At 63.4% G+C, this 17,269-nt stretch carries 12 protein-coding genes and 1 tRNA gene; all 13 read right to left on the reverse strand.

The features are described from left to right. Window positions 1-37 precede the first annotated feature (37 nt). Window positions 38-2,347, reverse strand: coding sequence for an ATP-binding protein (locus tag Cte04_RS15660; protein WP_066480225.1), 2,310 nt, complete (start codon window positions 2,345-2,347; stop codon window positions 38-40). Beyond that, window positions 2,347-2,895: a DUF4390 domain-containing protein gene (locus tag Cte04_RS15665; RefSeq protein ID WP_245633406.1), complete on the reverse strand. Its 549-nt coding sequence runs from the start codon at window positions 2,893-2,895 to the stop codon at window positions 2,347-2,349. The genes Cte04_RS15660 and Cte04_RS15665 overlap by 1 nt, the downstream gene beginning before the upstream one ends. A 64-nt stretch (window positions 2,896-2,959) precedes the next feature. Further along, window positions 2,960-4,342, reverse strand: a complete 1,383-nt coding sequence (rsmB, locus tag Cte04_RS15670; protein ID WP_066480227.1) for a 16S rRNA (cytosine(967)-C(5))-methyltransferase RsmB — start codon at window positions 4,340-4,342, stop codon at window positions 2,960-2,962. Between the two features lie 221 nt (window positions 4,343-4,563). Continuing rightward, a complete protein-coding gene (gene rpoC, locus Cte04_RS15675; protein WP_066480229.1) occupies window positions 4,564-8,790 on the reverse strand; it encodes a DNA-directed RNA polymerase subunit beta' in 4,227 nt (1,408 codons plus the stop codon). Window positions 8,791-8,810: 20 nt separating this feature from the next. Continuing rightward, on the reverse strand, window positions 8,811-12,923 hold the full coding sequence (rpoB, locus tag Cte04_RS15680; RefSeq protein ID WP_066480242.1) for a DNA-directed RNA polymerase subunit beta: 4,113 nt from the start codon (window positions 12,921-12,923) through the stop codon (window positions 8,811-8,813). 276 nt (window positions 12,924-13,199) lie between these two features. Next, on the reverse strand, window positions 13,200-13,577 hold the full coding sequence (gene rplL / locus Cte04_RS15685; RefSeq protein ID WP_003065690.1) for a 50S ribosomal protein L7/L12: 378 nt from the start codon (window positions 13,575-13,577) through the stop codon (window positions 13,200-13,202). Window positions 13,578-13,614: 37 nt separating this feature from the next. Next, complete coding sequence (gene rplJ / locus Cte04_RS15690) at window positions 13,615-14,127, reverse strand: 50S ribosomal protein L10 (protein ID WP_066480243.1); 513 nt, start codon at window positions 14,125-14,127, stop codon at window positions 13,615-13,617. Between the two features lie 228 nt (window positions 14,128-14,355). Beyond that, a complete protein-coding gene (gene rplA / locus Cte04_RS15695) occupies window positions 14,356-15,051 on the reverse strand; it encodes a 50S ribosomal protein L1 (RefSeq protein WP_066480244.1) in 696 nt (231 codons plus the stop codon). Further along, window positions 15,052-15,483 carry a 50S ribosomal protein L11 gene (gene rplK / locus Cte04_RS15700; RefSeq protein WP_066480245.1) on the reverse strand — a complete coding sequence of 144 codons (432 nt, stop codon included), beginning with the start codon at window positions 15,481-15,483 and terminating at the stop codon, window positions 15,052-15,054. A gap of 128 nt (window positions 15,484-15,611) precedes the next feature. Continuing rightward, entirely contained in the window at window positions 15,612-16,199 is a 588-nt protein-coding gene (gene nusG, locus Cte04_RS15705) for a transcription termination/antitermination protein NusG (protein WP_066480250.1), read from the reverse strand. Further along, entirely contained in the window at window positions 16,199-16,582 is a 384-nt protein-coding gene (gene secE / locus Cte04_RS15710) for a preprotein translocase subunit SecE (RefSeq protein ID WP_066480253.1), read from the reverse strand. Before secE ends, nusG begins: the two co-directional genes overlap by 1 nt. 88 nt (window positions 16,583-16,670) lie before the next feature. Then, window positions 16,671-16,746 (reverse strand) — tRNA-Trp (locus Cte04_RS15715). A gap of 9 nt (window positions 16,747-16,755) precedes the next feature. After that, the coding region (locus Cte04_RS15720; RefSeq protein WP_083526697.1) for an EF-Tu C-terminal domain-related protein at window positions 16,756-17,269 on the reverse strand (514 nt) is incomplete at its 5' end.

The raw sequence follows: 17,269 nt of genomic DNA on the forward strand, positions 1-17,269 counted from the left end.
CCTATTGCTGTACTGAGTGCAAAACGTTGCCAGGCCGTTATGCACGGTCATTAGGCGCAAATGATAGCGACACTTGCGCGCCTTGAACCACCCCGTCTTCCTCTCGATTGCCCAGATCAACCCGAGCATGGTGCTCGTCGGCAATCTTTTTCACCACGGCCAGCCCCAATCCCGTGCCTCGGGCCTTGGTGGTGACATAGGGCTCGAACGCCCGTTGCAGGATATTGGGGGCAAAGCCCGTGCCGCTGTCGCAGATGTTCATGCGCACGCGCTGCGCTGCGGCATTCCAGCGGGTTTCGATGAATACCGGCCCCGGAGTCTGCCCTGTTTCCTGGGCCTTCTGGGCCGTGGCATCCTGGGCATTTTGCAAAAGATTGTGGATGACCTGGCGCAGCTGCTGGCTGTCGCCGCGGATCTGCGGGCACTCGGGGTCCAGCGAGGCGTTGACGACCACGGTCGCGTTCTCCTCGCCATACAGCTGCAGCACTTCGGTGATCAGGGCATTGAGGTCCAGCGGCTGCAGATTGGCCGCCGGCAGGCGCGCATATTCGCGGAACTCTTCGACCAGGCGCTTCATGGCGCCGACCTGGTCGACGATGGTCTTGACCGATTTGGCCAGCAGCGCCTGTTCCGCGGGCTGCAGCTTGTCGGTCAGCTTCATGGCCAGGCGCTCGGCCGACAGCTGGATGGGGGTGAGCGGATTCTTGATCTCGTGGGCCACGCGCCGCGCCACCTCGCCCCAGGCCTGGGCACGCTGGGCCGAGACGATCTCGGAAATATCGTCGAACACCAGCAGCCGCTGGGCGTCGGGCAGCTCCGCGCCGCGCATGACGAGGCTGGTGGTGTTTTGCACCACGCCGCCGTCGCCGGCATCGAGCTCGTATACCTGCTGCCAGCGGTCACGCCCCTGGGTGGCCGCCTGGTCGCCGAGGAACAGCTCGAACTGCTCCTGCACCACGCGGCCGAAATCCTGCAGGCCCGAGACATCGGCCAGCTTCTTGCCGCGGAACACCGCCATGGGCGCGCGCAGAATGCGCGTCGCGCCCGGGTTGCTGAGCACGATGCGGCCGTTCTTGTCGAGCACGATCACGCCCGAGGTCAGGTTGTCCAGGATGGTCTGCAGATTGCCGCGGGCTGCGTCGAGCTGCAGCAGGTTGCGGTTGGCATCGGCGCGCGCATCGGCCAGCTGCTGGGTCATGAGGGCGAAGGAGCGCGTGAGGCCGCCGATCTCGTCCTTGCTCTGCAGGGCCGGCTTGGGCCGCAGGTCGCCGCGCGCCACATCGCGCATGCCCTGCGCCAGCAGCAGCAGGGGCTTGGCCAGCTGGTTGCCCAGCACCACGGCCAGCACCACGGCGCCGAAGACGGCTAGGAACAGCGCCAGCGTCAGCGTGCCGATGTACATGCGCTGCAGGCCACCGCGCGCCAGCGCCCGCTCCTGGTATTCGCGGTTGGCGGCCTGCACTGCCAGCGCATTGGTCACCAGGGTGGTCGGCAGCGGAATCGTGACCTGCAGGTAGCGCGGCTCTGCCAGCAGCCCCACCGTGGGATTCGGTATCAGCGCGAGTATGCGCACACGTGCATTGGCGGCTGCATCGGCAGGCTGGGCATCGCTGCTGTCGTCGTCCAGCCCTTCGATGCTGGCCACAGCCCGCGGCTCGCCCTGTTCGCGCAGGTTGCGCAGCATCTGGGCACCGGGCTTTTCGGGCTTGAGGTCGAACTGGGATTTGCCCACGCTGGCAATGGCACGCCCGGCAGCGCTCCACAGCACGGCATCGGTGGCCCCGAGCTGATCGCGTATGCGCTCCAGCATCAGCGCCGCGCCGGCTTCGGAAACCTGGGACAGCTGCGCCCCGGCCGTGCGCGTGTTGTTGGCCATGTCGTTGGCCACGGTGTCCAGCGTGGCGCTGGCCAGGCTCACGCCGGCCGACAGCGCGCCCTCCACCTTGACGTCGAACCAGCTCTCGATCGAGCGCGAGACGAACTGGTAGGACACCACATAGATCAGCAGCCCCGGCACCAGGCCCACCAGCGTGAAGATACCGGCCAGCTTGAGCAGCAGCTTGCTGCCGAAGCGCCCGCGCTTGAGGCGCAGCGCAAGGCGCAGCCCGCCCCAGACCAGAACGCACAGCAGCATGCCCGAAACCAGGATGTTGGCCGCCAGCAGCCAGTTGTAGTTGCGTTCATAGGCCAGGCGGTTGTTGGTGGCCAGCGTGAGCATGAACAGCAGCAGTACGCCGACCACGGCCATCAGCGCCACGCCGGTGCCCACGGCCCAGCGCGTGGACCGCGACCAGCGCTCCGCGCTGGGAATCGAGGCTTCGCCGTCCAGGTCCTTGAATTCGGGCATCAGGGCGCAGGCTCCAGATTCTGGGTGCGCGACAGCTGCAGGTTCCAGCCCGAGCGCCCCAGCGCGCCGATCTGCAGGGGGCGGGGCAGCGCGGACAGGTCCATGCGAAAGCGCAGTTGCACCGAGACACCCGAGGTCGAGCTCAGCTGGCCGGGCTCCAGGATCTTCCAGCGCGATATGCGCTGGATGGCGGCCATCGCGTCCTCCAGGTGCTCATAGGTCTGGCCCAGGGCCAGGCCCAGCCCGGCACTGGTGAAGGAGGTGTTGGAAATATGCAGGCGCCAGCGCCGCGTCAAGGGCTGGTGGCTCAGGCGGTAATAACGGCTGGCCGTGCCCAGATGCTGGTCGGACCAGTACCAGCGCTCGCGCTGCACCTGGGCCTCGGCCACGAAATACATGGGAATGCCCTGGCGCAGGGCGTCGTCGACCTGCGCAGGCAGCTCGAACTGCAGGTTGGCCGAGAGAAAGACGCCCTCGTCCGTGCGCTCCACCTGCATGCTGCTGATATCGGGCGGCGCGATATCGGCATGGGCCGGCATGGGGACCATGCCGCACAAGCCCGACACCAGGCCCCACAGCAGAACCACACGCCACAGGCCCGACGCCAGGGCGTTAGCGCGTTTTTTCCAGCAGAGCGTAAAAAAAGCCGTCGTGGTCACCCAGAGCATTGTCGGCCACGCAACCCGGTTTATCGGCTTTGCCGGGAATTAAATGGCCCGGTGCGGGCAAGCTTCGGGCCGTAGTGTTGCGTGCAAGAAACGCTTGCACCTGGGCATCGCCCTCGGCCTTGAAGACCGAGCAGGTGCAGTACACCATGCGGCCGCCGGGCTTGAGCAGCGGCCACAGCGTGTCGAGCAGGCGCGACTGGATCCCGGCCAGCTGGGCCACATCGCTTTCGCGGCGCAGCCAGCGCACATCGGGCTGGCGCCGCACAATGCCCGAAGCCGTGCAGGGCGCATCGAGCAAGATGGCGTCGAACGGCTGCCCGCCGCATTGCTGCGCGAACCAGTCCTCGGGCCGGGACGCATCGGCCACCAGCACCTGGGCCTGCAGGCCCAGGCGGCCCAGCGTGTCCTTGATGCGCTCCGCGCGCTCGGCATCGATCTCCAGCGCCGTGACCTGCAGCGCACCCGGCTGCGCGTATTCGAGCAGATGGGCCGTCTTGCCGCCCGGCGCCGCGCAGGCGTCCAGCACGCGCAAGGGCTGCGTGGCCGGCGCCAACCCGTCCAGCAGCAGCGGCGCCGCGGCCTGCGCTGCGGCATCCTGCACCGAGGCCCAGCCCTGCCCGAAATGCGGCAAGGCCTGTACCGCCACGGCCCGCTCCAGCTGCAACCCCATGTCGGCCACCGTCAGGGAATTCAATTCGATAGCAGCCAGCGCCGATTGATATTGGGTTTGCGTCGCTTTTTGCCGATTCACGCGCAAGGTCATGGGCGGCTGGGCATTGTTGGCCGCGAGAATGCGCTGCCAGTCCTGCGGATGGTCCTTCTTCAGGCGCTCAATCCACCAGGCCGGATGGTTCCAGACGGCCACGGGGTCGGCTTCGGTGGCGGCCACCAATGCATCGCGCTCGCGCAGAAAGCGGCGCAGGCAGGCATTGATGAAGCCGGACTGGGCTCGTGCCGCGCCGCGCTTGGCGGCCTCCACGGCCTGGTTGACCAAGGTGAAAGGCGGATAAGGCGCCTGCGCCTCGTCCCAGGCCAGCGCCAGCGCCGTGCACAGCAAGGCACTGACCCTGGGCGCAGGCGCACGCGGCGCCAGCTGCTTTTGCAGCGCCTGCGCGCGCCCCAGCTGGCGCAGCACCTGGAACAGCAGGGCCTGCACGCCGGGGCGCAGGCGCTGCGGCACCTGGGCCAGCACCGCCTTGCTGGACTGTCCGCCCAGGATGCCGTGCAAGGCCTGGGCCGCGGCCTCCAGCTGCTGCCATAGGGCAGGCGCGGCAGCGGAATGCGCAGCGGCGGCTGGCGACGATTTTTTCTCGGACGGTTGGCTCATGGGCGGCAGGCCTCTGGAATAAAGGCGATCTCGAAAAAACAGAAACAGGACGGACGCAAACAGGAAAGTGCCAAGAGCCTTGGCGAAGGGCAAGGGCTATGCCCGAACCGGTTTGCGCAAGTCGCAGGAAAAGAAAAACGCTCCCGTCTGCGCTGGGCAGAGCGGGAGCGTGGAGCTGTTTTCGCTCCGGAGCGGTGACCCGCCCCGGAAGAATGTGCAGCTTAGTCGGCAGAAGCGTCGCCGGCAGCGGCTTCGACTTCGTCGTCGGCAGTCACGCCGGCCAGCTCGGCAGCTTCGGCCTCGGCAATGGCGCGGCGCTCGGCCTCGTCCATCGCATCCTTGGCCTTGCGCGCCTGGTGGTAGGCCAGACCGGTACCGGCGGGGATCAGGCGACCCACGATCACGTTCTCCTTCAGGCCGCGCAGCTCGTCGCGCTTGCCCATGATGGCAGCCTCGGTCAGCACGCGGGTCGTTTCCTGGAAGGAAGCGGCCGAGATGAAGGAGTCGGTCGACAGCGAAGCCTTGGTGATGCCCAGCAGCACGTTCGAGTAGGTGGCAGGAATCTTGCCTTCCTTCTGCACGGCTTCGTTGGTGTTGAGGATCTCCGAGCGCTCCACCTGCTCGCCCTGGATGTAGGTGGTATCGCCAGGATTCTCGACCACGACGCGGCGCAGCATCTGGCGAACGATCACCTCGATGTGCTTGTCGTTGATCTTCACGCCCTGCAGGCGGTACACGTCCTGCACTTCATCGACGATGTAGCGCGACAGTTCCTCGATGCCCAGCAGACGCAGGATGTCCTGCGGGTCGGCCGGGCCGTCGACGATCAGTTCGCCCTTGTTCACCACCTGGCCTTCGTGCACCAGGATGTTGCGCTCCTTGGGCACCAGCTCTTCCCAGACCTTGCCTTCCAGATCGGTGATCTGCAGGCGCACCTTGCCCTTGGTTTCCTTGCCGAAGGAGATGGTGCCGGTCATCTCGGCCAGCGTGCCCTTGTCCTTGGGCGTACGGGCTTCGAACAGCTCGGCCACACGCGGCAGACCGCCGGTAATGTCGCGGGTCTTCTGGCCTTCCACGGGGATACGGGCCAGCACTTCGCCGGGGCCCACGTCCTGGCCGTCGCGCACCTGGATCAGCGCGCCCACCTGGAAGCCGATGGTCACCGAGTGGTCGGTGCCGGGGATCTTGACTTCCTGGTTGTTGGCGTCGATCAGCTTGACCTGCGGGCGCACGACCTTGGCGGAACCGCGGCGCTTGGGGTCGATCACCACCAGCGTGGACAGGCCGGTCACTTCGTCGACCTGCTTGGCCACCGTCAGGCCCTCTTCCACGTTCTCGAACGACACCCGGCCGGCGTATTCGGTAATGATGGGTCGGGTCAGCGGGTCCCAGTTGGCCAGGATCTTGCCGGCCTTGATGGCTTCGTCGGGCTTGATCGTCAGCACGGCGCCGTAAGGCACCTTGTGGCGCTCGCGCTCGCGGCCGTTGTCGCTGATGATGATTTCGCCGGAACGGGAAATCACGACCAGCTCGCCCTTGGTGTTGGTCACATAGCGCATCGTGCTGTTGAAGCTGATGCTGCCGTTGGACTTGGCTTCCACGCTCGAGGCCACGGCGGCGCGCGAAGCGGCGCCACCGATGTGGAAGGTACGCATGGTCAGCTGCGTGCCGGGTTCGCCGATGGACTGGGCGGCGATCACACCCACGGCCTCGCCGAGGTTGATCAGGCCGCCGCGCCCCAGGTCGCGGCCGTAGCACTTGGCGCACAGGCCGAAGCGGGTTTCGCAGGTCAGGGCCGTACGCACCTTGATCTCGTCCACGCCCTGGGCTTCCAGCTCTTCGATCGTGTCTTCGTTGAGCAGGGCACCGGCTTCGAGCAGCACGTCGCGGGTTTCGGGATGCAGCACTTCCTCGGCGGTCGTGCGGCCCAGCACGCGGTCGCGCAGGGACTCGATCACTTCACCGCCTTCGACGATGGCGCGCATCACCGTGCCGTTGGAGGTGCCGCAGTCTTCCTCGTTCACCACGAGGTCCTGCGTCACGTCCACCAGACGACGGGTCAGGTAACCCGAGTTGGCCGTCTTCAGCGCCGTGTCGGCCAGACCCTTTCGGGCACCGTGCGTGGAGATGAAGTACTGCAGCACGTTGAGGCCTTCGCGGAAGTTCGCGGTGATGGGCGTCTCGATGATGGAGCCGTCGGGCTTGGCCATCAGGCCGCGCATGCCGGCCAGCTGGCGGATCTGGGCTGCGGAGCCGCGGGCGCCGGAGTCGGCCATCATGTAAATCGCGTTGAACGATTCCTGCTCGACTTCCTTGCCGTGGCGGTCGACGACCTTTTCCTTGGCCAGCTGGGCCATCATGACCTTGGAGACTTCGTCACCGGCCTTGCCCCAGATGTCCACCACCTTGTTGTAGCGCTCGCCAGCCGTCACCAGACCGGAGACGTACTGCTGCTCGATCTCCTTCACTTCGGCTTCGGCGCGGCCGATGATCTCGGCCTTCTGCGGCGGCACCAGCATGTCGCCGATGGCGATGGAGATACCGGCGTGCGTCGACAGGCGGAAGCCGTTCTGCAGCAGCTTGTCGGCAAACACCACGGTGGCCTTCAGGCCGCAGCGGCGGAACGAGGCATTGATCAGCTTGGAGATTTCCTTCTTCTTCAGCGCCTTGTTCATGTTGCTGAACGGCAGGCCCTTGGGCAGGATCTCGGACAGCAGCGCACGGCCGACGGTGGTTTCCACGAGCTTGGTCTCGGGCTCGAATTCACCCGTTTCCTTGTTCTTGTTCCACTCGGTCAGGCGCACGCTGATCTTGGCTTGCAGCTCGGCCTCGCCGGCGTCCAGTGCGCGCTGCACTTCCGCCAGGTCGGCAAACACCATGCCTTCGCCCTTGCCATTGATGCGCTCGCGGGTCGCATGGTACAGACCCAGCACCACGTCCTGCGAAGGCACGATGGAGGGTTCGCCCGATGCCGGGAACAGCACGTTGTTGGAGGCCAGCATCAGCGTGCGGGCTTCCATCTGCGCTTCCACGGACAGAGGCACGTGAACGGCCATCTGGTCACCGTCGAAGTCGGCGTTGAAGGCCGCGCAGACCAGCGGGTGCAGCTGCAGCGCCTTGCCTTCGATCAGGATGGGCTCGAAGGCCTGGATGCCCAGACGGTGCAGCGTAGGCGCACGGTTGAGCATGATCGGGTGTTCCTTGATCACCTCTTCCAGGATGTCCCACACCACGGGCGTGCCGGATTCCACTTCCTTCTTGGCCGCCTTGATGGTCGTGGCAATGCCGCGCTGCTCGAGCTGGGCGAAGATGAAGGGCTTGAACAGCTCCAGCGCCATCAGCTTGGGCAGGCCGCACTGGTGCAGCTTGAGGTAAGGACCCACGGTAATCACGGAACGACCGGAGTAGTCCACGCGCTTGCCCAGCAGATTCTGGCGGAAGCGGCCGCTCTTGCCCTTGATCATGTCGGCCAGCGACTTCAGCGCGCGCTTGTTGGCGCCGGTCATGGCCTTGCCGCGGCGGCCGTTGTCCAGCAGCGAGTCCACGGCTTCCTGCAGCATGCGCTTTTCGTTGCGCGCGATGATCTCGGGAGCCTTCAGCTCCAGCAGGCGGCGCAGGCGCGAGTTGCGGTTGATGACGCGGCGGTACAGGTCGTTGAGGTCGGAGGTCGCGAAGCGGCCGCCGTCCAGGGGCACCAGGGGACGCAGGTCCGGAGGCAGCACGGGCAGCACTTCCATGACCATCCACTCGGGCTTGATGCCCGACTTCTTGAATGCTTCCAGCAGCTTCAGGCGCTTGGCGTTCTTCTTGACCTTGACTTCGGAGCCGGTCAGATCGTTGCGCAGGCGCTCGATCTCGACATCGATGTCGATGCCTTCCAGCAGGTCCTTGATGCCTTCGGCGCCCATCTTGGCCGTGAACTCGTCATAGCCGTATTCGGCGCACTTGGCGTCGTAGTCGTCCTCGCTCATGATGCTGAACTTCTTCAGCGGAGTCATGCCGGGATCGGTCACCACATAGGCTTCGAAGTACAGCACGCGCTCGATGTCGCGCAGCGTCATGTCCAGCACCAGGCCCAGGCGCGAAGGCAGGGACTTCAGGAACCAGATGTGGGCGCAGGGCGCGGCCAGGTCGATGTGGCCCATGCGCTCGCGGCGCACCTTGGTCTGCGTGACTTCGACGCCGCACTTCTCGCAGATCACGCCGCGGTGCTTGAGGCGCTTGTACTTGCCGCACAGGCACTCGTAGTCCTTGATCGGACCGAAGATCTTGGCGCAGAACAGGCCGTCGCGCTCGGGCTTGAACGTGCGGTAGTTGATGGTTTCGGGCTTCTTGACCTCACCAAAAGACCACGAACGGATCTTTTCGGGAGAGGCCAGACCGATCTTGATGGCATCGAAATGCTCATCAGGCGTGAATTGCTTGAACAGGTCGAGTAGCGATTTCATGGACTCTTTCCCTTTTCAAATTAAGAACGTTCGAGTTCGATGTCCAGGCCCAGGGAACGGATTTCCTTGACCAGCACGTTGAACGACTCGGGCATGCCTGCCTCGATGGAATGCTCACCCTTGACGATGGACTCGTACACCTTGGTACGGCCCTGCACGTCGTCGGACTTCACGGTCAGCATTTCCTGCAGCACGTAGGCGGCGCCATAGGCTTCCAGCGCCCACACTTCCATCTCGCCGAAACGCTGGCCGCCGAACTGGGCCTTGCCGCCCAGCGGCTGCTGCGTCACCAGCGAGTACGGACCGGTGGAGCGGGCGTGCATCTTGTCGTCGACCAGGTGGTGCAGCTTCAGGTAGTGCATGTAGCCGATGGTGGTCGGGCGCTCGAAGCGCTCGCCGGTACGGCCGTCATACAGGTAGGCCTGCGTGCGGCTTTCGGTCAGGCCCTTGGCCTGGGCGACCTCGTCCGGATAGGCCAGCTTCAGCATGTCCTTGATCTCGGCTTCGGAAGCGCCGTCGAACACGGGCGTTGCAAAAGGCACGCCGGTGGTCAGTTCCTTGGCCATGAACATGACTTCGCTGTCGTCCAGCTGCTGCAGATCCTCCTTGCGGCCACGCGAGTTGTAGATCTCCTCCAGGAAGGCGCGCACTTCGGCAGCACGGGCTTCCTTTTGCAGCATGTCGCCGATGCGCTGGCCCAGGCCCTTGCCGGCCCAGCCCAGGTGGACTTCCAGCACCTGGCCGATGTTCATGCGCGAAGGCACGCCCAGCGGGTTCAGCACGATGTCGGCAGTGGTGCCGTCGGCCAGGAAAGGCATGTCTTCCACGGGCGTGATCTTGGAGACCACGCCCTTGTTGCCGTGGCGGCCGGCCATCTTGTCGCCGGGCTGCAGGCGGCGCTTGACGGCCAGGTAAACCTTGACCATCTTGAGCACGCCGGCGGGCAGCTCGTCGCCCTGCGTGAGCTTCTTGCGCTTTTCCTCGAAGGCCAGATCGAAGTTGTGGCGCTGCTGCTCGATGGAGTTCTTGATGGACTCCAGCTGCGCTGCCACGTCGTCTTCGGCGGGGCGGATATCGAACCAGTGGAACTTCTCCACGCCGTCCAGATAGGCCTTGTCGATCTTGGCGCCCTTGGCGAGCTTTTGCGGGCCACCGTTGGCCACGCGGCCGGTCAGCAGCTTCTCGATACGGTCGAAGGCGTCGGCCTCCACGATACGCAGCTGGTCGTTCAGGTCCAGGCGGAAGCGCTTGAGTTCATCGTCGATGATCTGCTGGGCGCGCTTGTCGCGCTGGATGCCTTCGCGCGTGAAGACCTGCACGTCGATCACGGTACCTTGCGAGCCCTGGTCCACGCGCAGCGAGGTGTCCTTCACGTCGGAAGCCTTCTCGCCGAAGATGGCGCGCAGCAGCTTCTCTTCAGGTGTCAGCGTGGTCTCGCCCTTGGGCGTGACCTTGCCCACCAGCACGTCGCCGGGTTGCACTTCGGCGCCCACGTAGATGATGCCGGATTCGTCCAGGCGGTTGAGCTGCTGCTCGGACAGGTTCGGGATGTCGCGCGTGATTTCCTCGGGGCCCAGCTTGGTGTCGCGGGCCATGACCACGAGTTCCTCGATGTGGATCGAGGTGTAGCGGTCTTCGGCCACCACACGTTCGTTGATCAGGATCGAGTCCTCGAAGTTGTAGCCGTTCCAGGGCATGAACGCGATCAGCATGTTCTGGCCGATGGCGATTTCACCCAGGTCGGTCGACGCACCGTCGGCCACCACGTCACCCTTGGCCAGCTTGTCGCCGCGCTTGACGATGGGACGCTGGTGGATGTTGGTGTTCTGGTTGGAACGCTGGTACTTGATGAGGTTGTAGATGTCCACGCCGACTTCGCCGGCCACGGCCTCGTCGTCGTTCACGCGCACCACGATGCGGGTCGCGTCGACATAGTCGACGATACCGCCGCGCTTGGCCGTCACCACGGTGCCGGAGTCGACGGCGGCCACGCGCTCGATGCCGGTACCGACCATGGGCTTTTCAGGACGCAGCACAGGCACGGCCTGGCGCGACATGTTGGCGCCCATCAGCGCGCGGTTCGCGTCGTCGTGTTCCAGGAACGGAATCAGCGAAGCGGCCACCGACACGATCTGCGCAGGCGACACGTCCATGTACTGGATGCGCTCGGCCGACACCAGGGTCGATTCACCGGCTTCACGGGCCGACACCAGATCGCCGGTCAGGCGGCCTTCGGCATCCAGCTCGGCGTTGGCCTGGGCGATCACGTACTTGCCTTCCTCGATGGCGGACAGGTAGTCGATCTGGTCGGTCACCTTGCCGTCCACCACGCGGCGGTACGGGGTTTCGATGAAGCCGTACTCGTTCAGGCGGGCATACAGGGCCAGCGAGTTGATCAGGCCGATGTTCGGGCCTTCAGGCGTTTCGATGGGGCAGACGCGGCCGTAGTGGGTCACGTGCACGTCGCGCACTTCGAAGCCGGCGCGTTCGCGGGTCAGACCGCCCGGGCCCAGGGCCGAGACGCGGCGCTTGTGCGTGATCTCGGCCAGGGGGTTGGTCTGGTCCATGAACTGCGACAGCTGCGAGGCACCGAAGAACTCCTTCAGGGCAGCCGAGATCGGCTTGGAGTTGATCAGGTCATGGGGCATCAGCGGCTCTTGCTCGGCCTGGCCCAGACGCTCCTTCACAGCCTTTTCGATACGCGCCAGACCGGTGCGGTACTGGTTCTCGGCCAGCTCGCCCACGCAGCGCACGCGGCGGTTGCCCAGGTGGTCGATGTCGTCCACCTCGCCCTTGCCGTTGCGCAGGTCCACGAGGATCTTGACCACGGCCAGAATGTCTTCGTTGGACAGCACCATCGGGCCCGTAGGCTCGTCGCGGCCGACCTTGGCGTTGAACTTCATGCGGCCCACGCGCGACAGGTCGTACGTGTCCGGGTTGTAGAACAGGCGCTGGAACAGGGCCTGCACGGCATCTTCGGTCGGCGGCTCGCCGGGGCGCATCATGCGGTAGATGGCCACGCGGGCGGCGAACTCGTCCACGGTTTCATCGGTGCGCAGGGTCTGCGAGATATAGGCGCCCTGGTCGAGCTCGTTGGTGTAGATGCACTGCAGCTCTTGCACGCCGGCGCTGCGCAGCTTCTTGAGCAGGGCTTCGGTCAGTTCGTCGTTGGCCTTGGCGATGATTTCGCCGGTGTCGGGATCAACGATGTTCTTGGCCACTACGCGGCCGATCAGGAAGTCTTCCGGCACGCTGATGTACTTGGTGCCCGATTGCTCGAGTTCGCGGGTGTGGCGGGCCGTGACGCGCTTGTCCTTGGCCACCACGACCTTGCCGGCCTTGTCGGTGATGTCGAAGCGTGCCACTTCGCCCTTCAGGCGTTCGCCCACGAATTCCATCTGGGCGCCGCTGTCCATCAGGCGGAAATTGTCGTTGACGAAGAAGTTGGCCAGGATGGACTCGGGCGTCAGGCCGATGGCCTTCAGCAGAATCGTGACCGGCATCTTGCGGCGGCGGTCGACACGGAAGAACAGCAGGTCCTTGGGGTCGAACTCGAAGTCCAGCCAGGAGCCGCGGTAGGGAATGATGCGCGCCGAGAACAGCAGCTTGCCCGAGCTGTGGGTCTTGCCCTTGTCGTGCTCGAAGAACACGCCGGGCGAACGATGCAGCTGAGACACGATCACGCGCTCGGTACCGTTGATGATGAACGAGCCCTTGTCGGTCATCAGGGGCACTTCGCCCATGTAGACCTCTTGCTCCTTGACTTCCTTGACCACCTTGGACTGCGCCGTGGACGATTCACGGTCGTAGATGATCAGCTGGACCTTGGCGCGCACGGCCGAGGCAAAGGTCAGGCCACGGGTCTGGCATTCACGGACGTCGAAAGCAGGCTTGGCGAGGTTGTACTCGACAAACTTCATCTCCACAAAGCCATTGTGCGAGACGATGGGGAAAGCGGAATTGAAGGCCGCTTGCAGGCCGTCATTGGTGCGTTTTTTGGGGGGTACATCTGCCTGCAAGAATGCTGTGTAGGCATCTTTTTGCATCTGCAGCAGATAAGGCACTTCGAGCACGCTTTCGCGGCTCCCGAAGCTTTTGCGGATTCGCTTGCGTTCGGTGTAAGAATAGGCCATGAGATCTCCGGGCAAAGACATGAGTCCTGGGTCTGCGACGACTGCCCCACATGGGAAGCTCCCTGCGGGCTTGGCGGTTGGCCACTACCAACCATGGCTGACGGCGATGCGTTGCACATCGCCCGAACCAAGGCATCTTCTGCTGTCGGATTGTCAGAAGACACTAAAAAGCAGACTCCCTTGGAAACCTGCTTTTTGGTGTGTTCTTTCAGCGCGTCCCACAAGCGCCAAAGGCTGGAGACCCCGAAAGAGTCTCCAGCCCTTGAAACAACTGAATTACTTCAGTTCAGCCTTGGCACCGGCTTCGACCAGCTTCTTCACAGCGGCTTCAGCGTCAGCCTTGGGAGCGGCTTCCTTCACGGTCTTGGGAGCGCCGTCCACCAGATCCTTGGCTTCCTTCAGGCCCAGGCCGGTGATTTCACGCACGGCCTTGATGACGGACACCTTGTTGGCGCCAGCGTCGGTCAGAACCACGTTGAACTCGGTCTTCTCTTCAGCAGCAGCAGCACCGCCGGCAGCACCGCCAGCAGCGGGAGCAGCCATAGCGGCAGCGCTCACGCCGAACTTCTCTTCAATAGCCTTGACCAGGTCGTTCAGTTCCAGAACAGTCATGCTGTCCAGGGCGGTCAGGAATGCGTCTTTATCGAATGCCATTTTGATTTCCTAAATTGGTTGGTTTGTTTTGCCGCTATCAAGCAGCAGCTGCCTCGGCAGAGCCTTCGCCCTTCTTGGCCGCCAGGGCGCCCAGCACCACGGCTGTACGCGAGATAGGCGACATGAGCAAGCCGCACAGTTGTGCGAGCAGGACTTCCTTGGAGGGGATATTTGCCAGTTGCTTAACGCCGTTGACGTCCAGGGCCTTGCCTGCAAACGCGCCACCGCGAATCACCAGCTTGTCGTTGGTCTTCGCGAAATCGGCCACCACCTTGGCGGCAGCCACTGCGTCTTCAGAGAAGCCATAGACCAGCGGGCCGGTCATCTGGTCGGCGACCACGTCAAACTGGCTGCCAGCCACAGCACGGCGGGCCAGCGTGTTCTTCAACACGCTCAGGCTCACACCCTTGCTGCGGGCGTCGGCACGCAGTTTGGTCATGTCGGCGACCGTGATGCCGCGGTATTCCGCGATCACAAGCGTTTGAGCTTTAGCGGCGAGGCTGGTCACTTCATTGATGACCGCTTCTTTCTCACTGCGATTCAGACTCAAGGTCTACTCCTTCAAATGCGCACTTGGAGCGAACTCCGCATGCGCGCTCTTGTTGCAGCGACCAACTGTTTTGGAAATTCTTCCATCTGCAGCGGGATCGCCATCTGCGTTGGCCATCGTGATTAAGTGATCAGAATCACACCAACGGTCTTGGATGGCCTGCCAAGACACTCCTGGCAGCCCACCACACCAGGCGGGCATGACTGCTCGCCTGACGATTTCTAGCAATTACGCCGAGATGGTTTGCGTGTCGACGCGAACGCCCACACCCATGGTCGACGAAACAGCAACCTTGCGCAGGTACAGGCCCTTGCTCGAAGCGGGCTTGGCCTTGTTCAGGGCATCGATCAGGGCAGCCAGGTTGCCCTGCAGCTTTTCGGTGTCGAACGAACGACGGCCGATCGTGCCGTGGATGATGCCGGCCTTGTCGACGCGGAACTGGACTTGACCAGCCTTGGCGTTCTTCACGGCGGTGGCGACATCGGGCGTCACGGTGCCAACCTTGGGGTTGGGCATCAGGCCGCGGGGGCCCAGGATCTGGCCCAGCTGGCCCACGACACGCATTGCGTCGGGCGCAGCGATCACCACGTCGAAGGGCATGTCGCCGGCCTTGACTTGCGCAGCCAGGTCGTCCATGCCGACCACGTCTGCACCAGCAGCCTTGGCTTCTTCGGCCTTGGCGCCTTGTGCGAACACGGCCACGCGGGCGGTCTTGCCGGTGCCGTGAGGCAGAACCACGGCGCCACGCACCACTTGGTCCGACTTCTTGGCGTCCACGCCCAGTTGCACGGCCACGTCGATGGATTCATCGAACTTGGCGGTGGCGGCTTCCTTCACCAGAGAGATGGCGTCGGTCAGAGCGTACAGCTTGTTGCTGTCAACCTTGCCCTGGAGAGCTTTTTGCTTCTTGGTCAGCTTGGCCATTTACACACCCTCCACGATCACGCCCATCGAACGGGCAGAACCAGCCAGCGTACGCACGGCGGCGTCGACGTCGGCAGCGTTCATGTCCTTCAGCTTGGTCTTGGCGATTTCTTCCAGCTGCGCACGAGTGATCTTGCCAACCTTGGTCTTCAGGGGGTTGGAAGAGCCCTTGTCCAGCTTCACAGCCTTCTTGATCAGAACGGTTGCGGGCGGCGTCTTGATGATGAACGTGAAGCTCTTGTCAGCAAAAGCCGTGATCACCACAGGCAGAGGCAGGCCGGGCTCGACACCTTGGGTCTGGGCGTTGAACGCCTTGCAGAATTCCATGATGTTGAGGCCGCGCTGACCCAGCGCAGGACCGATCGGAGGAGAGGGGTTGGCCTTACCAGCTGGCACTTGCAGCTTGATGAAGCCGACGATTTTCTTCGCCATTGAAAGCTCCTTACGGGTATAGCGCCATCCGCATCAACCGTGCAGACAGCTCCCCGGGGGTTACTGACTCTTGTTCAAAGCTTCGCATCGAGTCAAAAAACGCGAAGCCGACTATTGTATTTCGTCTCTCAAGTTTTTTCAACTTGGGAGAATTCCAACTCCACAGGAGTGGCTCGGCCAAAGATGGTGACCGAGACGCGCAGACGGTTCTTTTCGTAGTTGACTTCCTCGACGGAGCCGTTGAAGTCGGTGAAGGGGCCTTCCTTGACACGGACCAGCTCGCCCACCATGAACTCGATCTTGTGGCGCGGCTTTTCCGTGCCCTCCTGCATCTGGTCGACGATCTTGCGAACCTCTTCTTCAGAGATCGGAGCCGGCCGGTTCTTGGCACCGCCCACGAAGCCCGTCACCTTGCTGGTGTGCTTGACCAGGTGCCAGGTATCGTCGTCCATCACCATCTCGACGAACACATAGCCCGGAAACAGGCGGCGCTCGGTGGTGCGGCGCTGGCCGTTGCGCATCTCGACCACTTCTTCGGAGGGCACCAGGATGCGGCCGAACTTGGACTGCATGCCCGAGCGCGCAATGCGCTCGGCGATATTGCGCTCCACGGCCTTTTCCATGCCCGAATATGCATGGACGATATACCAGCGCAGATCTGGATTGCTGGGCGCTGCCGCCCCGCCATTCACATCCGTTTCGACAGCGTCTGCCATTACTTCCTCCAGCCCAAAATCAGGTCATACAAGACCCACTCCAGAGTCTTGTCGGTGAACCACAAGAACAAAGCCATGACCACCACGAAGCCAAAGACATACAAGGTCATTTGCAATGTCTCTTTGCGAGTCGGCCAGACGACCTTCTTCACTTCAAGCCAGGCCGCACGGGCAAAGCCGATGAAGCGCTTGCCGGGTTCGGAAATCAGGAACACACCGGCAGCCACCAGCAAGCCGACGATCAGGGCAGCCCATTGCGCCACCTGACCCTGCTTGCTCAGCAAATAAAAACCGGCAATCGAAGCAACGACTAAAGCCGCGACTGCGGCTAGCTTTGCTTTGTCAGCTCCGGAGCTGACTGTTTCAACCTGAGTAGTGGCCATATTTCATTTCAAATGCACAAAGTTTGTGCAATTTCAAGACGCCGAAGCCCGCCAAAGGCGGGCTCTCGTTGATTCCACCGTTAGAAGGTGGCAGGGGCAGTAGGAATCGAACCTACAACCTTCGGTTTTGGAGACCGACGCTCTGCCAATTGAGCTATACCCCTACAAACCAATTACTCAATGATCTTGGCAACCACGCCGGCGCCCACGGTACGGCCGCCTTCACGGATAGCGAAACGCAGACCTTCTTCCATGGCGATGGGGGCGATCAGCTTCACGGTAATCGACACGTTGTCACCAGGCATCACCATTTCCTTGTCGGCGGGCAGCTCGATGGAGCCGGTCACGTCGGTCGTACGGAAGTAGAACTGGGGACGGTAGTTGTTGAAGAAGGGCGTGTGGCGGCCGCCTTCGTCCTTCGACAGCACGTACACCTCGGCGGTGAAGTGGGTGTGGGGCTTGATGGAGCCGGGCTTGCACAGCACCTGGCCGCGTTCCACGTCTTCACGCTTGGTGCCGCGCAGCAGCAGACCGACGTTGTCGCCAGCCTGGCCCTGGTCCAGCAGCTTGCGGAACATTTCCACGCCAGTGACGGTGGTCTTCTGGGTGTCCTTGATACCGACGATTTCGATTTCTTCGCCGACCTTGATGATGCCGCGCTCGATACGGCCGGTCACCACGGTGCCA

Origin of the sequence: Comamonas terrae (assembly GCF_001544075.1) — a bacterium.
GTDB classification, from domain to species: Bacteria; Pseudomonadota; Gammaproteobacteria; order Burkholderiales; family Burkholderiaceae_C; genus Comamonas; species Comamonas terrae.

Coding starts and splice junctions, on each gene's coding strand:
- rplL (WP_003065690.1), bottom strand. CDS start 13,577: ATGGCATTCGATAAAGACGCATTCCTGACCGCCCTGGACAGCATGACT.
- rplK (WP_066480245.1), bottom strand. CDS start 15,483: ATGGCGAAGAAAATCGTCGGCTTCATCAAGCTGCAAGTGCCAGCTGGT.
- rsmB (WP_066480227.1), bottom strand. CDS start 4,342: ATGAGCCAACCGTCCGAGAAAAAATCGTCGCCAGCCGCCGCTGCGCAT.
- rpoC (WP_066480229.1), bottom strand. CDS start 8,790: ATGAAATCGCTACTCGACCTGTTCAAGCAATTCACGCCTGATGAGCAT.
- nusG (WP_066480250.1), bottom strand. CDS start 16,199: ATGGCAGACGCTGTCGAAACGGATGTGAATGGCGGGGCGGCAGCGCCC.
- secE (WP_066480253.1), bottom strand. CDS start 16,582: ATGGCCACTACTCAGGTTGAAACAGTCAGCTCCGGAGCTGACAAAGCA.
- rpoB (WP_066480242.1), bottom strand. CDS start 12,923: ATGGCCTATTCTTACACCGAACGCAAGCGAATCCGCAAAAGCTTCGGG.
- rplA (WP_066480244.1), bottom strand. CDS start 15,051: ATGGCCAAGCTGACCAAGAAGCAAAAAGCTCTCCAGGGCAAGGTTGAC.
- Cte04_RS15665 (WP_245633406.1), bottom strand. CDS start 2,895: ATGGTCCCCATGCCGGCCCATGCCGATATCGCGCCGCCCGATATCAGC.
- Cte04_RS15660 (WP_066480225.1), bottom strand. CDS start 2,347: ATGCCCGAATTCAAGGACCTGGACGGCGAAGCCTCGATTCCCAGCGCG.